Annotated in this window: 14 protein-coding genes; 5 read left to right on the top strand and 9 right to left on the bottom strand. The window is 69.1% G+C overall.

The window, feature by feature from the left end:
• Positions 1 to 89: 89 nt before the first annotated feature.
• A complete protein-coding gene (locus tag DIE06_RS11635; protein ID WP_124661541.1) occupies positions 90 to 1940 on the bottom strand; it encodes a M24 family metallopeptidase in 1851 nt (616 codons plus the stop codon).
• Positions 1941 to 2384: 444 nt separating this feature from the next.
• On the opposite strand from DIE06_RS11635, the gene DIE06_RS11630 reads away from it, so the two are divergent.
• Positions 2385 to 3197 carry a helix-turn-helix domain-containing protein gene (locus DIE06_RS11630; RefSeq protein ID WP_124661540.1) on the top strand — a complete coding sequence of 271 codons (813 nt, stop codon included), beginning with the start codon at positions 2385 to 2387 and terminating at the stop codon, positions 3195 to 3197.
• Positions 3198 to 3242: 45 nt separating this feature from the next.
• Here the strand turns inward: DIE06_RS11630 and DIE06_RS11625 are convergent, their stop codons facing one another.
• The 4 genes from DIE06_RS11625 to DIE06_RS11610 all read right to left on the bottom strand — a co-directional run bounded on the left by DIE06_RS11625 (position 3243) and on the right by DIE06_RS11610 (position 8344).
• Positions 3243 to 4484 carry a multifunctional CCA addition/repair protein gene (locus tag DIE06_RS11625; protein ID WP_124661539.1) on the bottom strand — a complete coding sequence of 414 codons (1242 nt, stop codon included), beginning with the start codon at positions 4482 to 4484 and terminating at the stop codon, positions 3243 to 3245.
• Positions 4481 to 5128: a glutathione S-transferase family protein gene (locus DIE06_RS11620; RefSeq protein WP_124661538.1), complete on the bottom strand. Its 648-nt coding sequence runs from the start codon at positions 5126 to 5128 to the stop codon at positions 4481 to 4483. Before DIE06_RS11620 ends, DIE06_RS11625 begins: the two co-directional genes overlap by 4 nt.
• 54 nt (positions 5129 to 5182) lie before the next feature.
• On the bottom strand, positions 5183 to 6145 hold the full coding sequence (locus DIE06_RS11615) for a complex I NDUFA9 subunit family protein (RefSeq protein WP_124661537.1): 963 nt from the start codon (positions 6143 to 6145) through the stop codon (positions 5183 to 5185).
• Between the two features lie 246 nt (positions 6146 to 6391).
• Positions 6392 to 8344 carry a lytic transglycosylase domain-containing protein gene (locus DIE06_RS11610; protein ID WP_124661536.1) on the bottom strand — a complete coding sequence of 651 codons (1953 nt, stop codon included), beginning with the start codon at positions 8342 to 8344 and terminating at the stop codon, positions 6392 to 6394.
• Positions 8345 to 8352: 8 nt separating this feature from the next.
• On the opposite strand from DIE06_RS11610, the gene DIE06_RS11605 reads away from it, so the two are divergent.
• Positions 8353 to 8961, top strand: a complete 609-nt coding sequence (locus tag DIE06_RS11605; protein WP_124661535.1) for a 5-formyltetrahydrofolate cyclo-ligase — start codon at positions 8353 to 8355, stop codon at positions 8959 to 8961.
• 68 nt (positions 8962 to 9029) lie between these two features.
• On the opposite strand, the gene DIE06_RS11600 is transcribed toward DIE06_RS11605, so the two are convergent.
• Entirely contained in the window at positions 9030 to 9542 is a 513-nt protein-coding gene (locus DIE06_RS11600; RefSeq protein WP_124661534.1) for a winged helix DNA-binding protein, read from the bottom strand.
• A 148-nt stretch (positions 9543 to 9690) separates the two neighbouring features.
• Here DIE06_RS11600 and pxpB point away from each other — a divergent pair, with 148 nt between their 5' ends.
• From pxpB to pxpA, 3 genes are read left to right on the top strand one after another with little or no spacing between them, the layout of a single operon-like run.
• Entirely contained in the window at positions 9691 to 10347 is a 657-nt protein-coding gene (pxpB, locus tag DIE06_RS11595) for a 5-oxoprolinase subunit PxpB (RefSeq protein ID WP_124661533.1), read from the top strand.
• Positions 10344 to 11411, top strand: a complete 1068-nt coding sequence (locus DIE06_RS11590) for a biotin-dependent carboxyltransferase family protein (RefSeq protein WP_124661532.1) — start codon at positions 10344 to 10346, stop codon at positions 11409 to 11411. Before pxpB ends, DIE06_RS11590 begins: the two co-directional genes overlap by 4 nt.
• Before the next feature lie 55 nt (positions 11412 to 11466).
• Positions 11467 to 12231 (top strand): 5-oxoprolinase subunit PxpA, encoded by a 765-nt coding sequence (gene pxpA, locus DIE06_RS11585; protein WP_124661531.1) that lies wholly within the window; start codon positions 11467 to 11469, stop codon positions 12229 to 12231.
• A 558-nt stretch (positions 12232 to 12789) separates the two neighbouring features.
• Here the strand turns inward: pxpA and DIE06_RS11580 are convergent.
• Genes DIE06_RS11580 through DIE06_RS11570 form a run of 3 tightly spaced genes read right to left on the bottom strand, consistent with a single transcriptional unit; the run spans position 12790 to position 15939 of the window.
• Positions 12790 to 13935: a TraB/GumN family protein gene (locus DIE06_RS11580; protein WP_124661530.1), complete on the bottom strand. Its 1146-nt coding sequence runs from the start codon at positions 13933 to 13935 to the stop codon at positions 12790 to 12792.
• The gene (locus DIE06_RS11575; RefSeq protein WP_124661529.1) at positions 13928 to 14944 is read right to left on the bottom strand and encodes a peptide ABC transporter ATP-binding protein; all 1017 of its coding nucleotides are present in this window, start codon (positions 14942 to 14944) and stop codon (positions 13928 to 13930) included. Before DIE06_RS11575 ends, DIE06_RS11580 begins: the two co-directional genes overlap by 8 nt.
• A complete protein-coding gene (locus tag DIE06_RS11570; RefSeq protein WP_124661528.1) occupies positions 14941 to 15939 on the bottom strand; it encodes an ABC transporter ATP-binding protein in 999 nt (332 codons plus the stop codon). The genes DIE06_RS11575 and DIE06_RS11570 overlap by 4 nt, the downstream gene beginning before the upstream one ends.
• Positions 15940 to 15964 lie beyond the last annotated feature (25 nt).

Raw genomic sequence — 15964 nt, 5'->3', positions numbered from 1 at the left:
CCCGCACCGATGTACCGATCATGCCGGCGCACCGACGCGCCGGCCGCGCACCGCGCGGCCCTGCCGCGGCCGCGCGCGCCTTCCCCGCCTTACAGCAGCGGACACGCGGTGACCTGCGTGCCGCGTTCCACGCAAAGCCGTTCGTAGTCGCGCAGGTACGCGCGCTCGTCGTCGTCCAGCAGCTCGACATCGATCAGGTCCCAGTCGTAGCCGACCGTGACGAGGTTCTCGAACGCGACGGTGTCCGACGCCTCGTCGTCCGCGCGCACGACCACGATGTTCTCGATCCGCACGCCGCCCTTGCCCGGCACGTAGATGCCCGGTTCGACCGAAATCACCGCGTTCGGCACCAGCCCGTACTTCGCGCCCGGCGCGAACCGCACGCCGCCCTCGTGCACGTGGATCCCGACGCCGTGCCCGGTGCCGTGGCCGAAATCGTAGCCGTGGTCGCGGCACACCTGGCGCACCGTCGCATCGACGTCACCGCCCGTCGCCGTCTTCGGGAAGCGCGTGACGAGCCCCTTGATGCAGGCCTTCAGCGCGACCGTGTAGATCTCCCGCTGCCACGGCTGCGCGACCGTCTCCGGCTGCGTGCGACGCAGCACGACGCGCGTGCAGTCCGTCGCGAAACCGGCGTCGTAGTATGCGCCGCTGTCGAGCAGCACGAGTTCGCCTTCCGTCAGCGCGACGTCGGCGCTCGCCGCCGTGTAGTGCGCGAACGCGCTGTTCGCGCCGTTCGCCGCGATGGACGGGAATGTCAGCGCGACCGCCGAGCGCGCGCCGTACGCGTCGTTGATCGTGCGGGCCAGGTCGTATTCGGTATGGCGCTGCCCCGCCTCGCCGGCCTTCGCCCAGCGCATCGTTTCGGCGATCGCGGCCGAACTGCGCGCGAACGCGTCGCGGAACCGGTCGAGCACCGCCGGCGTCTTGCCGGCCCGCAGCGCCTCGACCGGGTTGAAATCGGCGTGGCGCGCGTGCGGCCACACGCGGCGCACCGATTCGACGAGCGCGCAGTTGACCGATTCGAAGCCGTAGCACACGTGGTTGACCGCGAACTGCGCGAGGAAACGCTCGAGTTCGGCGAAGTCGCGCCGGATCACGTGCAGCGCCGGATACGACGCCAGTTCGACCGGGCAGCGATCGCAGCCTTCCGGCAGGAACAGCGCGACCTGCTCGCCGATGGCGAACAGGAAGCCCAGGTGCGACGACGCATTGGGGATGTGATAGCCGCGGCTGTTCAGCAGATACGCGAGATCGTCCGACGCGCACGTGAAGAATGCGGTCTTGCCGGGCGCCGCGCCGGTGTGCGCGGCGAGCCGCCGGTTCAGCGCGTCGAGGTTCTGCGCGACGCTCGCGCCGGTCATCGCGTCCGGCAGCTCGAAGATCGGCCGCTCGACCACCCAGCCCGGCAACGCGATCGCGCGGTCGATCTCGCGCTCGCCGAGGCTCGTCCAGTCGAGCGACGCGGCCTGCGTCCGCTCGACCAGCCGGTCGCGCTGCGCGACGCTGATCCGCAGCGCGTCGTAGCCGACCCGCGCGAGCCGGCTCGCGTGCGCGACCAGCCAGTCGGCCAGTGCCTGCCAGATCGTCACGTTCATCCCGAGCTTCTCGATGCGCACGCGCACCGGGTCGCACTGCTGTTCGGCCTGCAGGTGATAGCGGCCGTCGACGAACAGCACGAACGGCGGCACGCCGAGCGCCTGCGCGGTCGCCGCGCTCAGGAAGATCCCGCAGCCGGCCGAGCCGTCGAAGCCCGACAGCGCGTAGCGCGGGTTGTTGCGGCGCGGCAGGTATTCGGTGATGTACTCGTCCTGCGACGTGACCACGACCGCGTCGAGCCGGGCGGCGTCGAGCAGGCGCGACAGGCCGGCCTGCGTGTCGGCGACGGACGCGTCATACGAGGGAAGGCCGGAGAAGCTGTATTTCAGTCGATCGATCATCGGATACCCGTTCTTGATTGTTGTCGGCGGCCGGCGGGGTCACGCGGCATGGCGCATGCCTGAAACGGCAAGCCGCCCGTGCGCGGACGACGCGCGGTCCAGCGGACAGCCGGACAGCTGGGCCGCGGTGCCGTTCCGGCGACAGGCCTTGAGGGGGAAATTTTTGTCTCACTTAACTTTGTTTGATTCGCGCGACAGAATCTAGAGCACGCTGAAATTGAGGTCAAGCCAAAATTTTCGTAGGGCTAAAATTACCGGCACGGCGCGCGAGCGCGGCAACACGCGGCACGGCCCTGCGCGGCGCCGTCCGGGCGCGACCGCGCGGTACAATGCGCCGGCATCGTCGTCCCGACGGCCGTGCTTCGTGCGATTCGCGCAAAGCAACATCCCGGCGACAGCACCGCCGTGCGCTCGCCTTCCGGTTCGTTGCCACGAAAGAGATTCATGGATTCAGACATCATGCGTATCGGCCAGCGCATTCGGCGCCTGCGCCGGGAAGCGAAGAAGACGCTGCTGGAAGTCGCGACCGAGGCGAATCTGTCGGTCGGGTTCCTGTCGCAGGTCGAGCGCCATCTCACCGGCATCTCGCTGTCATCGCTCGTCAACGTCGCGAAGGCGCTGAACGTGCCGCTCGGCACGCTGATCGACCAGCCGCGCCAGGCGCAGCCGGATTCGCACGCGGGCCGCCGCGAACCGTACGCGGTCGACGCCGCGTCGCAGTGGTACGAGCGGCTGTCCAGCACCTTCGACGGCAGCCAGATCAACGCGCTCAAGGTCCGGATGATGGAGGGTTACCGTTCGGAATGGGTCGCGCACGGCGGCGACGAGTTCGTGTACGTGCTGACCGGCCGGCTGTGCTACACGATCGGCAAGAAGGATTACCCGCTGTCGCCCGGCGATTCGCTGCACTTCGATGCGCGGAAACGCCATCGCGTCGCGAACGTCGGCGACGGGCCCGCCGAGCTGATCGCGGTCGGCACGCTGCCCCTCTTCGACGACAACTGCGCCGAGTTGGGCTCCGCGGCGATGAAAATCAGGCTGCTCGCGCGCGATGCCGGCGCAACGCCGGGCGAGCCGCGCGTAAGCCGCCGCGCACCCGCGCCGGCACGCGAGCGCGACGCGGATGCGGCAACGCCCGCCGACACGCCGGTCCGCTCAGCGGCAAAGCCGACCGCCGGGAAACCGCGCGCGGCCGCCGGCAAACGTCCGGCCGCCGCAACCCCGGCCCGCCGCGCCGGCGCCCGCACGAAGCAATAACGGCGGGCGGCCATCCGCGCCCCCCCGGCCGCGCCTCGTGCCTGGCTATTCGCCGATCGCCAGCGCCTGCTTGACGGCCTCGACCCGCGCGCGATGCACGGCGTCCTTGATCTGCATCGCATCGTTGCCGACGCCGCGCGCGATCGCGCCCGCATCGACGCTGCGCGCCGCCACCAGCGCCACGCGCAGCCGCTCGGCCTGCGGATACGGCTGCGTGTCGAGCCCGAGCCGGCCGCGCGCATCCGATTCGCACGCCTGCAGCATCTCGGCGAAGCGCGCCGGCTTGCGCAGCGCGTCGCTGCGCTCGAAGAAGCGCACCAGCGCGGCCGCGCCCATTTCCATCACGCGATGCAGGTTGCCGTGCTCGCGCGCGACCACCAGCGCGAGATCGCGGCAATCGTTCGGCACGCGCAGCCGCTCGCACAACGGCTTGATGAGGTCGGCGCTGCGGCCTTCGTGGCCGACATGGCGCGGCAGCACGTCGGCAGGCGTCGTCGCCTTGCCCAGATCGTGCGTGAGCGCCGCGAAGCGCACCGGCAACGAATAACCCTGCTTCGCCGCATAGTCGACGACCATCATCACATGCACGCCCGTGTCGACTTCCGGATGGTAGTCCGCGCGCTGCGGCACGCCCCACAGCGCGTCGACCTCGGGCAGGATGCGCGCGAGCGCGCCGCACTCGCGCAGCACCGCGAACATCCGCGACGGTTTCGCCTCCATCAGCCCGCGCGCGATCTCCTGCCACACGCGCTCGGGAACCAGCGCGTCCGCCTCGCCCGCGTCGACCATGCGCCGCATCAGCGCGAGCGTGTCGTCCGCGACCGTGAAATCCGCGAAGCGCGCGGCAAAGCGCGCGATCCGCAGGATCCGCACCGGATCCTCGACGAACGCGTCGCCCACGTGCCGGAACACGCGCGCACGCAGGTCGGCCTGTCCGTCGAACGGATCGATCACCGGCCCGATCAGCGCGCCCTCCGGGCTCACTTCGCGCGCCATCGCGTTGATCGTCAGGTCGCGCCGCGCGAGGTCCTCGTCGAGCGTCACGTCCGGCGCGTAGTAGAACTGGAAGCCGTGATAGCCGGCCGCCGTCTTGCGCTCGGTGCGCGCGAGCGCGTATTCCTCCTGCGTGTCCGGATGCAGGAACACGGGGAAATCCTTGCCGACCGGCCGGAAGCCCTGCGCGGCCATCTGTTCCGGCGTCGCGCCCACCACCACGTAGTCGCGGTCCTGCACCGGCACGCCGAGCAATTCGTCGCGGATCGCTCCGCCTACTGCATAGATGTTCATGGAGCGGGTTCGTATTCGGCAATCACGTTGGTTTCGCGGCGCGCGGCATCGATCCAGCGCTGCACCGCCGGCAGCGCCGTCACGCGCGCGGCATATCCGGCCGCTTCCGGCGACAGCGCCGGCGCATACGTGTTGAAGCGCATCACGACGGGCGCATACATCGCATCGGCGATCCCGAATTCACCGAACAGGAACGGCCCGCCCGATGCCTCGATGCACGCGCCCCACAATGCGTCGATGCGCGCGACGTCGGCGAGCGCCTCCGGCGTCGCACCGCGTCCCGGCATCGACGCGCGCACGTTCATCCCCATCTGCGTGCGCAGCGCGGCGAAGCCCGAATGCATCTCGGCCGAGATGCAGCGTGCATGCGCGCGATCGAGCGGATCGGCCGGCCACATCGGAAACTGCGGATAGCGCTCGGCGAGCGTCTCGGCGATCGCGAGCGAATCCCAGATCGCGACGCCGTGGTCGTCGATCAGGCACGGCACCTTGCCGGTCGGCGAATACTCGCGGATGCGCGCGGCCGTGTCGTCGCGGCGCAGCTCGATCGCGATCTCGTCGAACGGGATCCCGAAATGCGCGAGCAGCAGCCACGGCCGCATCGACCACGACGAGTAATTCTTGTCTCCAATGACGAGTTTCATGGTGGTGTTCCGATAAGCGCGAAAGTGAAGGACGGAAGCGGAGGCCCGAACCGCCTAGCGGCGGCGCGAGCGGAACCAGTCGAAGCGGGACCGCTGTGCCGCGTGGCCGAGATACGCGGGTGCGATGCTCTCGAGACTCGCGGGCGAGATCCCGAGTTCCGGTGCGAGCGGCCCGGACAGCACGTTCGGCACCGACATCGACGCGAGATTGTCGCGCGTGATCACCGGCTCGCCGGGCAGGCATTCGAACACGCTCGCCTGCAGCCGGGCGAGCGCGTCGGGCAGGCGCACGATGCGTGCCTGCCGGCCGACCAGCGTGCCGCAATAACGCACCAGCTGCTCGAGCGTGTAGACGGTCGGGCCGCCCAGTTCGTAGGTCTTGCCGTGCGCGGCCACGAGATCGAGCGTGTTGACGAACGCGCGCACGACGTCGCCGACGAACACCGGCTGGAAGCGCGCATCGGGCATCGCGAGCGGCAGCACGGGCAGCGTGCGCTGCAGGTTCGCGAACGTGTTCAGGAACGCGTCGCCGGGGCCGAACACGACCGACGGGCGGAAGATCGTCAGCGCGAGCGAATCGGTCGCCGCGACCGCATGCAGCGCGGCCTCGCCGTCGCCCTTCGAGCGCTGGTACATGCTCGGGCCGTGCGAATCGGCGCCGAGCGCGCTCATGTGCAGCACGCGCCGCACGCCGACTTCGACGCACGCGGCGGCCAGCGCGGCCGGCAGCGCGACGTGCGCGCGCTCGAACCCGGGCCCGTACGGCGTGCCGCGGCCGCCATGCAGCACGCCGACGAGATTGACGGCCGCGTGCGCGCCGGCGACGAACCGGGCGAGCGTGCGCGTATCGAGTGCGTCGAGCTCGACGATCTCGACCGACAGCATCTGCAGGTGGCGCGCGTGCTCGCGCCGACGCGTGCCGATCCGCACCTGCTTGCCGGCATCGATCAGCGCATTGACGAGCCGGCTGCCGATGAAGCCGGTGCCGCCCAATAGCGCGACGGTCTGGCGATCCATTGTTCGGTCCTCTAAGGGGCTGTTCACGCTAATAACGGGCTTGCGCTGGCCGCCAGAAGGGCCGAGCGCAAGGATTGCGACGAAGCGAATACTCGACGTATTCGCAAGGAGCATGACGCAGCGATCGGCCCTTCTGGCGGCCAGCCCCTCGAATGATTTTTTTCAAACAGGGGAACGAGCCCGTTATTAGCGTGAACAGCCTCTTAAACACTGCCGCGTCTCGCGCGGCAGTGTGAAGATTGCGGATCAGGGCGAGATCATGCCTAGACGTTTCTTCAACGACTGCGATTTGCCCTCGAAGAGCGCCGCGTAGTAGACGGTGTTCGACAGCACGTTCTTCACGTAGTCGCGTGTCTCGTTGAACGGAATCGTCTCCGCGAAGATCGCGCCTTCGACCGGCTGCGTCAACACCTGGCGCCACTGGCGCGGCCGGCCCGGGCCCGCGTTGTAACCGGCGGTCGCCAGCACCGGCGAGCTGTCGAAGGTGTTGTAGATGTCCGCCAGATACCAGGTGCCGAGCTGGACGTTGGTATTGATGTCGTGCATCTGCGCCCGCGTGATCGTGCCCATCCCGAGCTTCTTCGCGACCAGTTGCGCGGTGGCCGGCATCAGCTGCATCAGGCCGCCCGCGCCGACCGACGAACGCGCGTTCGTGATGAAGCGCGACTCCTGGCGGATCAGCCCGTACGCCCATTCGATGTCGAGGCCCGACGACTGCGCGTAGCGCTCGACGATGTCGCGGTACGGCGACGGGTAGCGCAGCGTGAAGTCGTGCTCGGCCTTCGTGCGGTCGGCCGTGTTGACCGTGCGGTCGAGCAGGTCGATGCGCTTGCCGTATTCGGCGGCCGCGAGCAGCTGGCGATCGGTCATCCCGCGCAGCGGCCAGTTCCATTCGCGGTTGCCTTCGAGACGCAGGTTCAACCCGTAGAGGCGTTGCGCGAGCGCGAAGCCCGGGATCTTGCTCATCGCGTCGACGTCGGCGTCGCTCACCTTGGTGCGCGGCGGGATCGACGTGCGCTGGCCGAGCTCTTCGCCGGCGAGCTGTCCGTAGAAGTTGTACTGGCCCGCGACCTGCTCGAATTCCTGGTTCGCCTGCAGCGTGTCGCCGCTCTGCTTGAGCGCGCGCGCATGCCAGTAGATCCAGGCCGGATCGTCGCGCAGCGACGGCGGCATCTGTTCGATCGACCAGCGCACCATCGGCCAGTTGCCGGCGAGCAGCGCGGCGCGCGTGCGCCATTCGTAGCCCGGGTTCGACAGCGGCGCGTTCGAGGATTTCGCATACCAGACCGACGCGAGCGGCGAACGCTTGATCGCGCCCTGGTAGCCGATCGCCCCCCACGCGATCGCCTGCTCCTGCTTCGTCAGCGAACCGGCGACCGACGTCAGCATCCCCGCCGCCGCATCCGGATCGTTGCGCGCCATGCGGCCGAGCGCGATCAGCGCGAGCTGGTGCGATGCCGCGTCGGCGCCGACGCCGCGCGCGAGGTACAGCGGCGGCGCGCTGGTCGCCTGATCGAAGCCGACCGGGCGCGGGCCGAGCGCATCGACGATCTTGCCGCCGAGCGTCGTGTAGTTCTGCTCGTACGCGAGGCGCGCCTGCTGCCACACGTCGTCGCTCGTGAACTGCTGGTTGACCGTCAGCGCCGTAATCAGGTCGACACAGGCGTCGCCGTAGTATTTCGGCTCGACGAGCAGCGCGCGCGCCGCCTCGGCGACGTTCTCGCCGCGCGCCGCGCGCGATTCGAGCGCGTAGCACTTGACCTGCGTGTCGTCGTCGAGCACGAAGCGCTTGTACTGGTCGTCGAAGGTGCGCCAGTCGTGGCGCGCGCCGAGCACGAGCAGGTAGTCGTTGCGCAGGCGGTCGGCGATCGCCTGGCCGTCGTAACGCTGCAGGAACGACTGCACGGGTGCGTCGGGTGCGTCGACACGCGCGCGGCCGGTCGAATCGAACAGTTGCGGCTTGATCTGGAAATACTCGACGTAGGACGGGACCGGATAGTTCGGGATCGTCGACGCGAGCTGCGCGGCCTTCGCGGCGTCGTTGCGGCGCGCGGCTTCGCGCAGCTGCACGAAGATCTGGTCGTCCCCGGCGAGCGTGTCGTCGCCCGGTGCGGCGCACGCGGCCGTGCCCGCGACGAGCGCGGCGGCCGACAGCGTGAGCGCGACCGCGCGATATACTCGGAAAAGGCTGTTCGACATCGTTTTGAATGGAGCACGAATTGAGCGAAAGCATAGCATGCAACCCTGTGCCGAACCCGAAGGTTGCGCTGCGCAAAACGCTGTCCGGCGCGCGTCGCGACGCCGCGTCGCAGCCTGCCGCGAACGCCGCGCTCGACGCGCGGCTGCGCCTGTTGCTGGAGCGCCTCGCCCCGCGCACGGTCGGCTTCTACTGGCCGCTGCCGGGCGAATTCGACGCGCGCGACGCGGTGCTCGCGTGGTCCGCGGCAGGCCCGGGCCGCCGTGCCGCGCTGCCGGTGATCGGCGAGAAGCACACGCCGCTCGCGTTCCATGCGTGGGATGCGGATACGCCGATGCGCGAAGGGCACCACCGGATTCCGGAACCGGCGTCCGGGGTCGTCGTCGTGCCCGATCTGTTGCTGATTCCGTGTGTGGGATTCGACCTGCAGCGCTACCGGCTCGGCTATGGCGGCGGCTATTACGACCGCACGCTCGCGGTGTGGCCGGGCGACACGCTGCCGGTAACGGTCGGCATCGCATATGACGCGTGCCGCGTGGATGCGCTGCCGGCCGAAGCGCACGATCTCGCGATGCGCTGGATCGTGACCGACGGCGCGCTTTACCCGGCCGCCGGATGACGCGGCGCGCGACGCTGCGTCAGCGGCATGCCGCGCGTCACCGCGTTCACCGTCCCGTTCGCAATCGTTTACAGCGACGCCGCCGCGCGCGCGGCCGTGTCGTAGAGGCCCGATGCGTGGCGCAGCAGCTGCGCCGCGTCGCCGATCTGCTCGTTGGTGAGGCCGCTGTCCTTCAGCGTCTCGATCAGGCAATGCTCGCGCACCTCGCGATACTTCAGGCACAGCGCGCGGCCCGCGTCGGTCGCGAAGAAGAACACTTCCTTGCCGCTCTTCTCGCTCTTCACATAGCCGCGCGCAATCAGTTTTTTCAGCGCATAGGTCGCGACGTGCGTATCCTCGATATTGAGCACGAAGCAGATGTCGGCGAGCTTCTTCTTCCGTTCGCGATGGCTGACGTGATGCAGCAGCGACACCTCGACCGCCGTCATGTCCTTCGCGCCCGCCGCCGACATGCAGCGCACCATCCAGCGGTTAAATGCGTTGCCGGCCATGATGAGCCCGTATTCGAGCTCCGACAGCTCCGCGCTGGAATCGGAAACGAGGTGTTCGGATGACACGATCTTGGTCGCAGGACGCTTCATGGAAAGGCGGCGCAAGCCGGATGACAGGGTGTGCCGAGTGTACGCCAGAAGCCCTGACATACGGGCTAGGCGAAAACGCTTATTGGGAAGTTGTCGATATTTTATTGACAATGTGCGCTAACATTGCCGTCCGAACCGTGCCAGTCCGATGACGCAACCCCGCTTTTATCCGCTCGGCGATGCCGCCCTCGTCTGCGAGGTGCCGCCGCCCGCCACGCTCGATTGCCAGCGCCGCGTCTGGGCCGTCGCCGAGGCTGCGCGCGCGTGGCCCGACGTGATCGACGTCGTGCCCGGCATGAACAACCTGACGATCGTGTTCGACGCGCTCGCCGCGACGGCCGAGTCGCTCACGCCGGCGCTGCGCGACGCGTGGGAAACCGCCGACGTCGAGCATGCGGACGGCCGCGAGATCGAGATCCCGGTCGAATACGGCGGCGCGGCCGGCCCCGACCTGGCGGCGGTCGCCGCACACACCGGGCTGTCGGCCGACGAGGTCGTCGCGCGCCACGCGGGCGGCGAATACGTCGTGTTCTTCGTCGGCTTCCAGCCGGGCTTCGCGTATCTCGGCGGCCTCGACGCGTCGCTGCACACGCCGCGCCGCGCGGCACCGCGACTGGAGGTGCCGGCCGGCTCGGTCGGCATCGGCGGTGCGCAGACGGGCATCTATCCGGCCACGTCGCCCGGCGGCTGGCAGCTGATCGGCCGCACGTCGCGCGTGCTGTTCGACCCCACGCGGCCGCAGCCGACGCTGCTGGTGCCCGGCGACCGCGTGCGCTTCACCATTGCCGGAGTCGACGCGACATGAGCCAGAACACCGCACCGGGCACGATCGAGGTCGTCCGCGCCGGCCCGCTGTCGACCGTGCAGGATCTCGGCCGCCGCGGCACGCGCCATCTCGGCGTCGCGCAGGGCGGCGCGCTCGACGGCCTCGCGCTCGAGGTCGGCAACCGCCTCGTCGGCAATCGCCCCGACGCGGCGGCCGTCGAGATCACGATCGGCCCGGCCGCGTTCCGCTTCACGCGCGCGACGCGCATCGCGATCACCGGCACCGAATTCGGCGCGACGCTCGACGGCAGGCCCGTGTATTCCTGGTGGAGCCTGCCGGTCGAGGCCGGGCAAACGCTCGTGCTGCCGGCCGCGAAGCGCGGGATGCGCGGCTACCTGTGCATCGCGGGCGGCATCGACGTGCTGCCGATGCTCGGTTCGCGCAGCACCGATCTCGCGTCGCGCTTCGGCGGCCTCGGCGGCCGCGCGCTGCGCGACGGCGATCGGCTCCCGGTCGGCGTGCCGCCGGCCGGCGCCGGCTGCCTCGCGGCCGCTGCGCCCGAATTCGGCGTGAAGGCGCCCGCGTGGTGCGCGTTCGTGCGCGTCGACGAACCGCCGCGCCGCCACCGGCCCGCGCATGCGCCGTGGGCAATGCCCGTGCGCGTGCTGCCGGGCCCCGACTACGCGTCGTTCGCGGCCGATTCGCAGCAGGCGTTCTGGGACGAGGAATGGCTCGTCACCGCGAACAGCAACCGGATGGGCTATCGTCTCGCCGGCGCCGAACTGGTGCGCGAGCGGCCGGCCGAGCTGCTGTCGCACGCGGTGCTGCCCGGCACGATCCAGGTGCCGCCGAACGGCCAGCCGATCGTGCTGATGCACGACGCGCAGACGACCGGCGGCTATCCGAAGATCGGCACGGTGATCCGCGCGGATCTCTGGAAACTCGCACAGGCGCGGCTCAACCTGCCGATCCGCTTCGTGCGCACGACACCCGACGCCGCGCGCGCCGCCCTGACCGCGGAACGTGCCTATCTGCGGCAGATCGACGTCGCGATCGAGATGCGCGAGGAAACGCGCCGCCGCGCGCAATCGCGCGCGGCGTGACAATAGCGGAAGCAGGACGAAGGACGCGCCACGCAATCAGTGGACGAGGAACACCATGGAAATCGATCTGAATGCCGATCTCGGCGAAGGATGCGACTCGGACGAGGCGCTGCTCGATCTCGTCACGTCGGCGAACATCGCATGCGGCTGGCATGCAGGCGGCGCGAATGCGATGCGCGACTGCGTGCGCTGGGCCGTGCAGAAGGGCGTGTCGATCGGCGCGCACCCGAGCTTTCACGACCCGGAGAATTTCGGCCGCAAGGAAATGCAGCTGCCGGCCGGCGACATCTATGCGGGCGTGCTGTACCAGCTCGGCGCACTGTCGGCGATCGCGCAGGCCGAGGGCGGCCGCATCGCGCACGTGAAGCCGCACGGCGCGCTGTACAACCAGGCCGCGCGCGACCCGATGATCGCCGACGCGGTGGTGTCCGCGATCCACGACTTCGATCCGTCGCTGGCGGTGTTCGGGCTCGCGAACAGCGTGTTCGTCGCGGCCGCGCGCCACGCGGGGCTCGCCGCGGTGGAGGAAGTGTTCGCCGATCGCGGCTACCGCGCGGATGGCTCGCTCGTGCCGCGCAGCCAGCCCGGCGCGCTGATCGACGATGAAGATGCGGTGCTCGCGCGCACGCTCGACATGGTGCGCGAGCGGAAGGTGCGGGCGGTGAGCGGCGAGTGGGTGCCGCTCAATGCGCAGACCGTCTGCCTGCACGGCGACGGCCCGCATGCGCTCGCGTTCGCGAAGCGGATTCGCACGGCGCTCGAAGCGGCGGGTGTCGACGTCGTCGCGCCCGGCGCGGTGCAGGCCGACGAAGGCACCTGACAGGCACGCACGCCCCGCCGCCGCCCGGCGAAAACCGCCGCACCAAAGAAAAAAAGCGCCCTCGTGGCGCCTTTCTGTTGGCGCAATCGCCGCGGACTTCGCCGTCTGTCGATTCGCCCCCCGAAACCGTCTGTCGACGGTGACCGGAAAAATGCTCCGGTTAAAAAACGTCCGCCGCCCCCCGCTTACTGCTTCCCCGGTTGGACGACGGAACGTTGCTTATACCGCAAGTCTGCCGCATGCATTTGTTGTGCCGACGATGATTGGCCCCGCCGTGCATGCAGACATTCCGCGGCCGGCACGACTATCACGTGCCGGCTACGCTAACCCCGCGCTTTGTTTTCTGCTACCCCGTAGAACGTTTTCTATTCTTTTCATTTTTTCAACTTGTGGGATGAAGAATAGAGATTGGCCGAAGCGGATGTCAATCGTTTTAAACGCTATTTCCTGAGGATTCGAGGGTTTTCCTTATCGAATCGCGCGGCCGCGCAGGCGCCTCGCACCATTCGCGCGCCGTCAATCAAACAGGGGAGGATCGATGCGCGGCACCCGGCGCGATCAGTTCGCGTCCACCTGATACCCTTGCTGGCGCAACAATTCGAGCACGCCGCGCGGGCCACCCAGATGCAGCGCGCCGATGGCGACGAATACCGGCCGGTTCGGTGCGGCGATTGCCGTCATCCGTGCAACGAAGCGCCGGTTGCGCTCGTACAGGATCTTGTTGTCGATCGACGCCGACAGGGCCTTCGAACGAGCCAGCCGCTCGCTCTTCGCGACCGCCCACGCCGAGATCGCATCGGCGTCGCCAATTCGCCACAGCCGGTGCAGCGACTTGATGTCGTCGGCATTCTGCGCCGGGGTCTGCACCAAGTCCTGCGCGAGCATCTCGCGCTGTTCGGCGAGCGTCAGCCCGGTGAACGCGCGCATCTGCTCGGCGAGCGTCTCGAGCCCGATCACGCGGCCGCCCTTCTTCTTCAGGAACACGTTCTGCAGCTGCGCCTCGGTGCCGTACTCGGTCTGCAGGCCGGCCGACAGCGAGTCGTAGGTCTCGACGACCAGCGCCGCGAGCCACGGCCGCATCCGGCGGATCTCCGCGAGCGCGGCCGGATTGCCGCGCAGGCGCGCCGCGAGGCGCTGCCACAGCGGCTCGGGCAGCTGGCGCTGCAGGCACGGGTAGCGGCACACGCCGTACTTCGACACGTCGTCCTGCGATTCGAGGAGGTCGTCCGGCGACAGCTCGAGCGCGAGCGTCGGCGACGCGGCGAGCGCCGCGAGGATGCCCGGCCGGAACGGCTGCGCGGGCGGATAGTCGGACGGGTCGCCCGTGTGCAGCGTGCCGAGCACGTACAGCGTGACCTTGCCCCGGGTCGCGACATAGAACGGCATGCGCGCGGGCTGCACGCGCACCGTGCCGCGCGCGACCGCGCCGTTCGACACGGACGGCGCATGGAAGCCCGGCAGGTTCATGGCGGGCGGCGGAACCTGCGCCGGATGGATCGGCGAACTCGCCGGCGCACGCCCTTCGGCATGCGCGGTGTCGACCGGCGCCAGCACGCTGGCGGCCACGCACGCGCCGGCCAGCGCCGCGCCCGTGACCGTGCGCACGCTCCAGCGCCGTGCGTTGCGGCACGCGCGCATCACGCGCGCGCTGCCGGCCCCCGAACGGCGCACGCCAGGCGCGCGCGCCGCCAAACCATCAGGCATTCACCTCCCCTACCTCCTCGGCGCGATGGCAGGCCACGCGGCGTCCGTCGACGTCGCGCAGCTGCGGTTCCTCGACGCGGCAGCGCTCGACCGCGTACGGGCAGCGCTGGTGAAACGCGCAGCCCGACGGCGGATTGAGCGGCGACGGCAGCTCGCCCTGCAGCTTGATCTGCACGCGACGGTCTTCCTCGAAGATCGCCGGCGTCGCCGACATCAGCGCGCGCGTGTACGGATGGCGCGGCCGTGCGTAGATCGTCGCCTTGTCGCCGAGCTCGGCGACGCTGCCGAAGTACATCACCATCACGTCGTCGGCGACATGCTCGACCACCGACAGGTTGTGCGAGATGAACACGTAGCTCGTCTTGAACTGCTCCTGCAGATCCATGAACAGGTTCAGGATCTGTGCCTGGATCGACACGTCGAGCGCGGACACCGGCTCGTCGGCGACGACGATCCGCGGATCGAGGATCATCGCGCGTGCGATCGCGACCCGCTGGCGCTGGCCGCCCGAGAACATGTGCGGATAACGCTTCGCGTGCTCGGGCCGCAGGCCGACCGTGCGCATGATCTGCGCGATGCGCTGCGCGCGCTCGGCGGCCGTCAGGTTCGTGTTGATCTCGAGCGGCTCGGAGAGTGTCTGCTCGACCGTCTTGCGCGGGTTCAGCGACGCGAACGGGTTCTGGAACACCATCTGCACGCGGCGGCGCAGGTCGGCGACCGTCTCGCGGTTCGCGCCGGCCACGTTCTTGCCGTCGATCACCAGGCTGCCCGCGGTGGGCGTCTCGATCATCGTGAGCTGGCGTGCGAGCGTCGATTTCCCGCAGCCCGACTCGCCGACGACGGCGAGCGTCTTGCCGCGCTTCAGCGAGAACGACACGCCGTTCAGCGCCTTCACCGTGCCCTGACCGAACATCCCGCGCTTGACCGTATAGTGCTTCGCGAGGCCGTCGGCCACCAGCACGGCTTCCTCGTCGTGCGGCGTGGCACGCGTTTGATTGACTGCATTCATCGTGCACCTCCCGTCAGGTCGAGGTTGGAAACATTGAGCGGCTTGATGCAGCGCGCCCGCATCGCATCGTTGGCCGGCACCAGCGTATCGAGCGCCGGACGCGCCTTGCGGCAATCGTCGACGACGTACTTGCAGCGCGGCGCGAACAGGCACCCGGACGGGCGATCATCGCGGCCGGGCACCATGCCCGGCAATGCGGCAAGGCGACGCGCCCCCTGATTGTGCTCGGGAATCGCCGCGAGCAGCGCTTCGGTGTACGGATGATGCGGCGCACGGAAGATGTCCGGCACGCGATTGGTCTCGATGACCTCGCCCGCGTACATCACCGCGACGCGCTGCGCGACCTCCGACACCACGGCCAGGTCGTGCGAGATCAGCACGAGCGCCATCCCGCGCTCCTTCTGCAGCTTCACGAGCAGATCCATGATCTGCGCCTGGATCGTCACGTCGAGCGCGGTGGTCGGCTCGTCGGCGATCAGCAGCTTCGGGTTGCACGCGACCGCCATCGCGATCATCACGCGCTGGTTCATCCCGCCGGACATCTGGTGCGGAAACGCCGTGATGCGGTTCTTCGCATCGGGAATGCCGACCTGGTCGAGCAGTTCGAGCGCGCGCCGGTGCAGCGCGTCGCCGCGCAGGCCTTCGTGCAGCTTCAGCACCTCCTTGATCTGGTAGCCGACCGTGTAGCTCGGGTTCAGGCTCGTCAGCGCATCCTGGAACACCATCGCGATGTCCTTGCCGACGATCCTGCGTCGCGCCTTCGGCGACGCCTTCAGCAGATCGACACCGTTGAACGTGACCTCGTCGGCCGTCACCTTGCCCGGCGCGTCGATCAGGCCCATCAGCGCCATCATCGTCACGCTCTTGCCCGAGCCCGATTCGCCGACGACGCCCACCACCTCGCCCGGCGCGATCGACAGGTTGATCCGGTCGACAGCGGGCAGGCCGTTGAAGTTCACCGCGAGATTGCGGATGGTCAGAAGATCTTGGCTCATGTCATCCTCCGCCGGGCCGCCCCAA

This window comes from Burkholderia sp. Bp8998 (assembly GCF_003854235.1).
In the GTDB taxonomy this organism is placed as follows: domain Bacteria; phylum Pseudomonadota; class Gammaproteobacteria; order Burkholderiales; family Burkholderiaceae; genus Burkholderia.
Note: the sequence above shows the minus strand (reverse complement) of the source record. Positions and strands in the feature narration are given on the sequence as shown.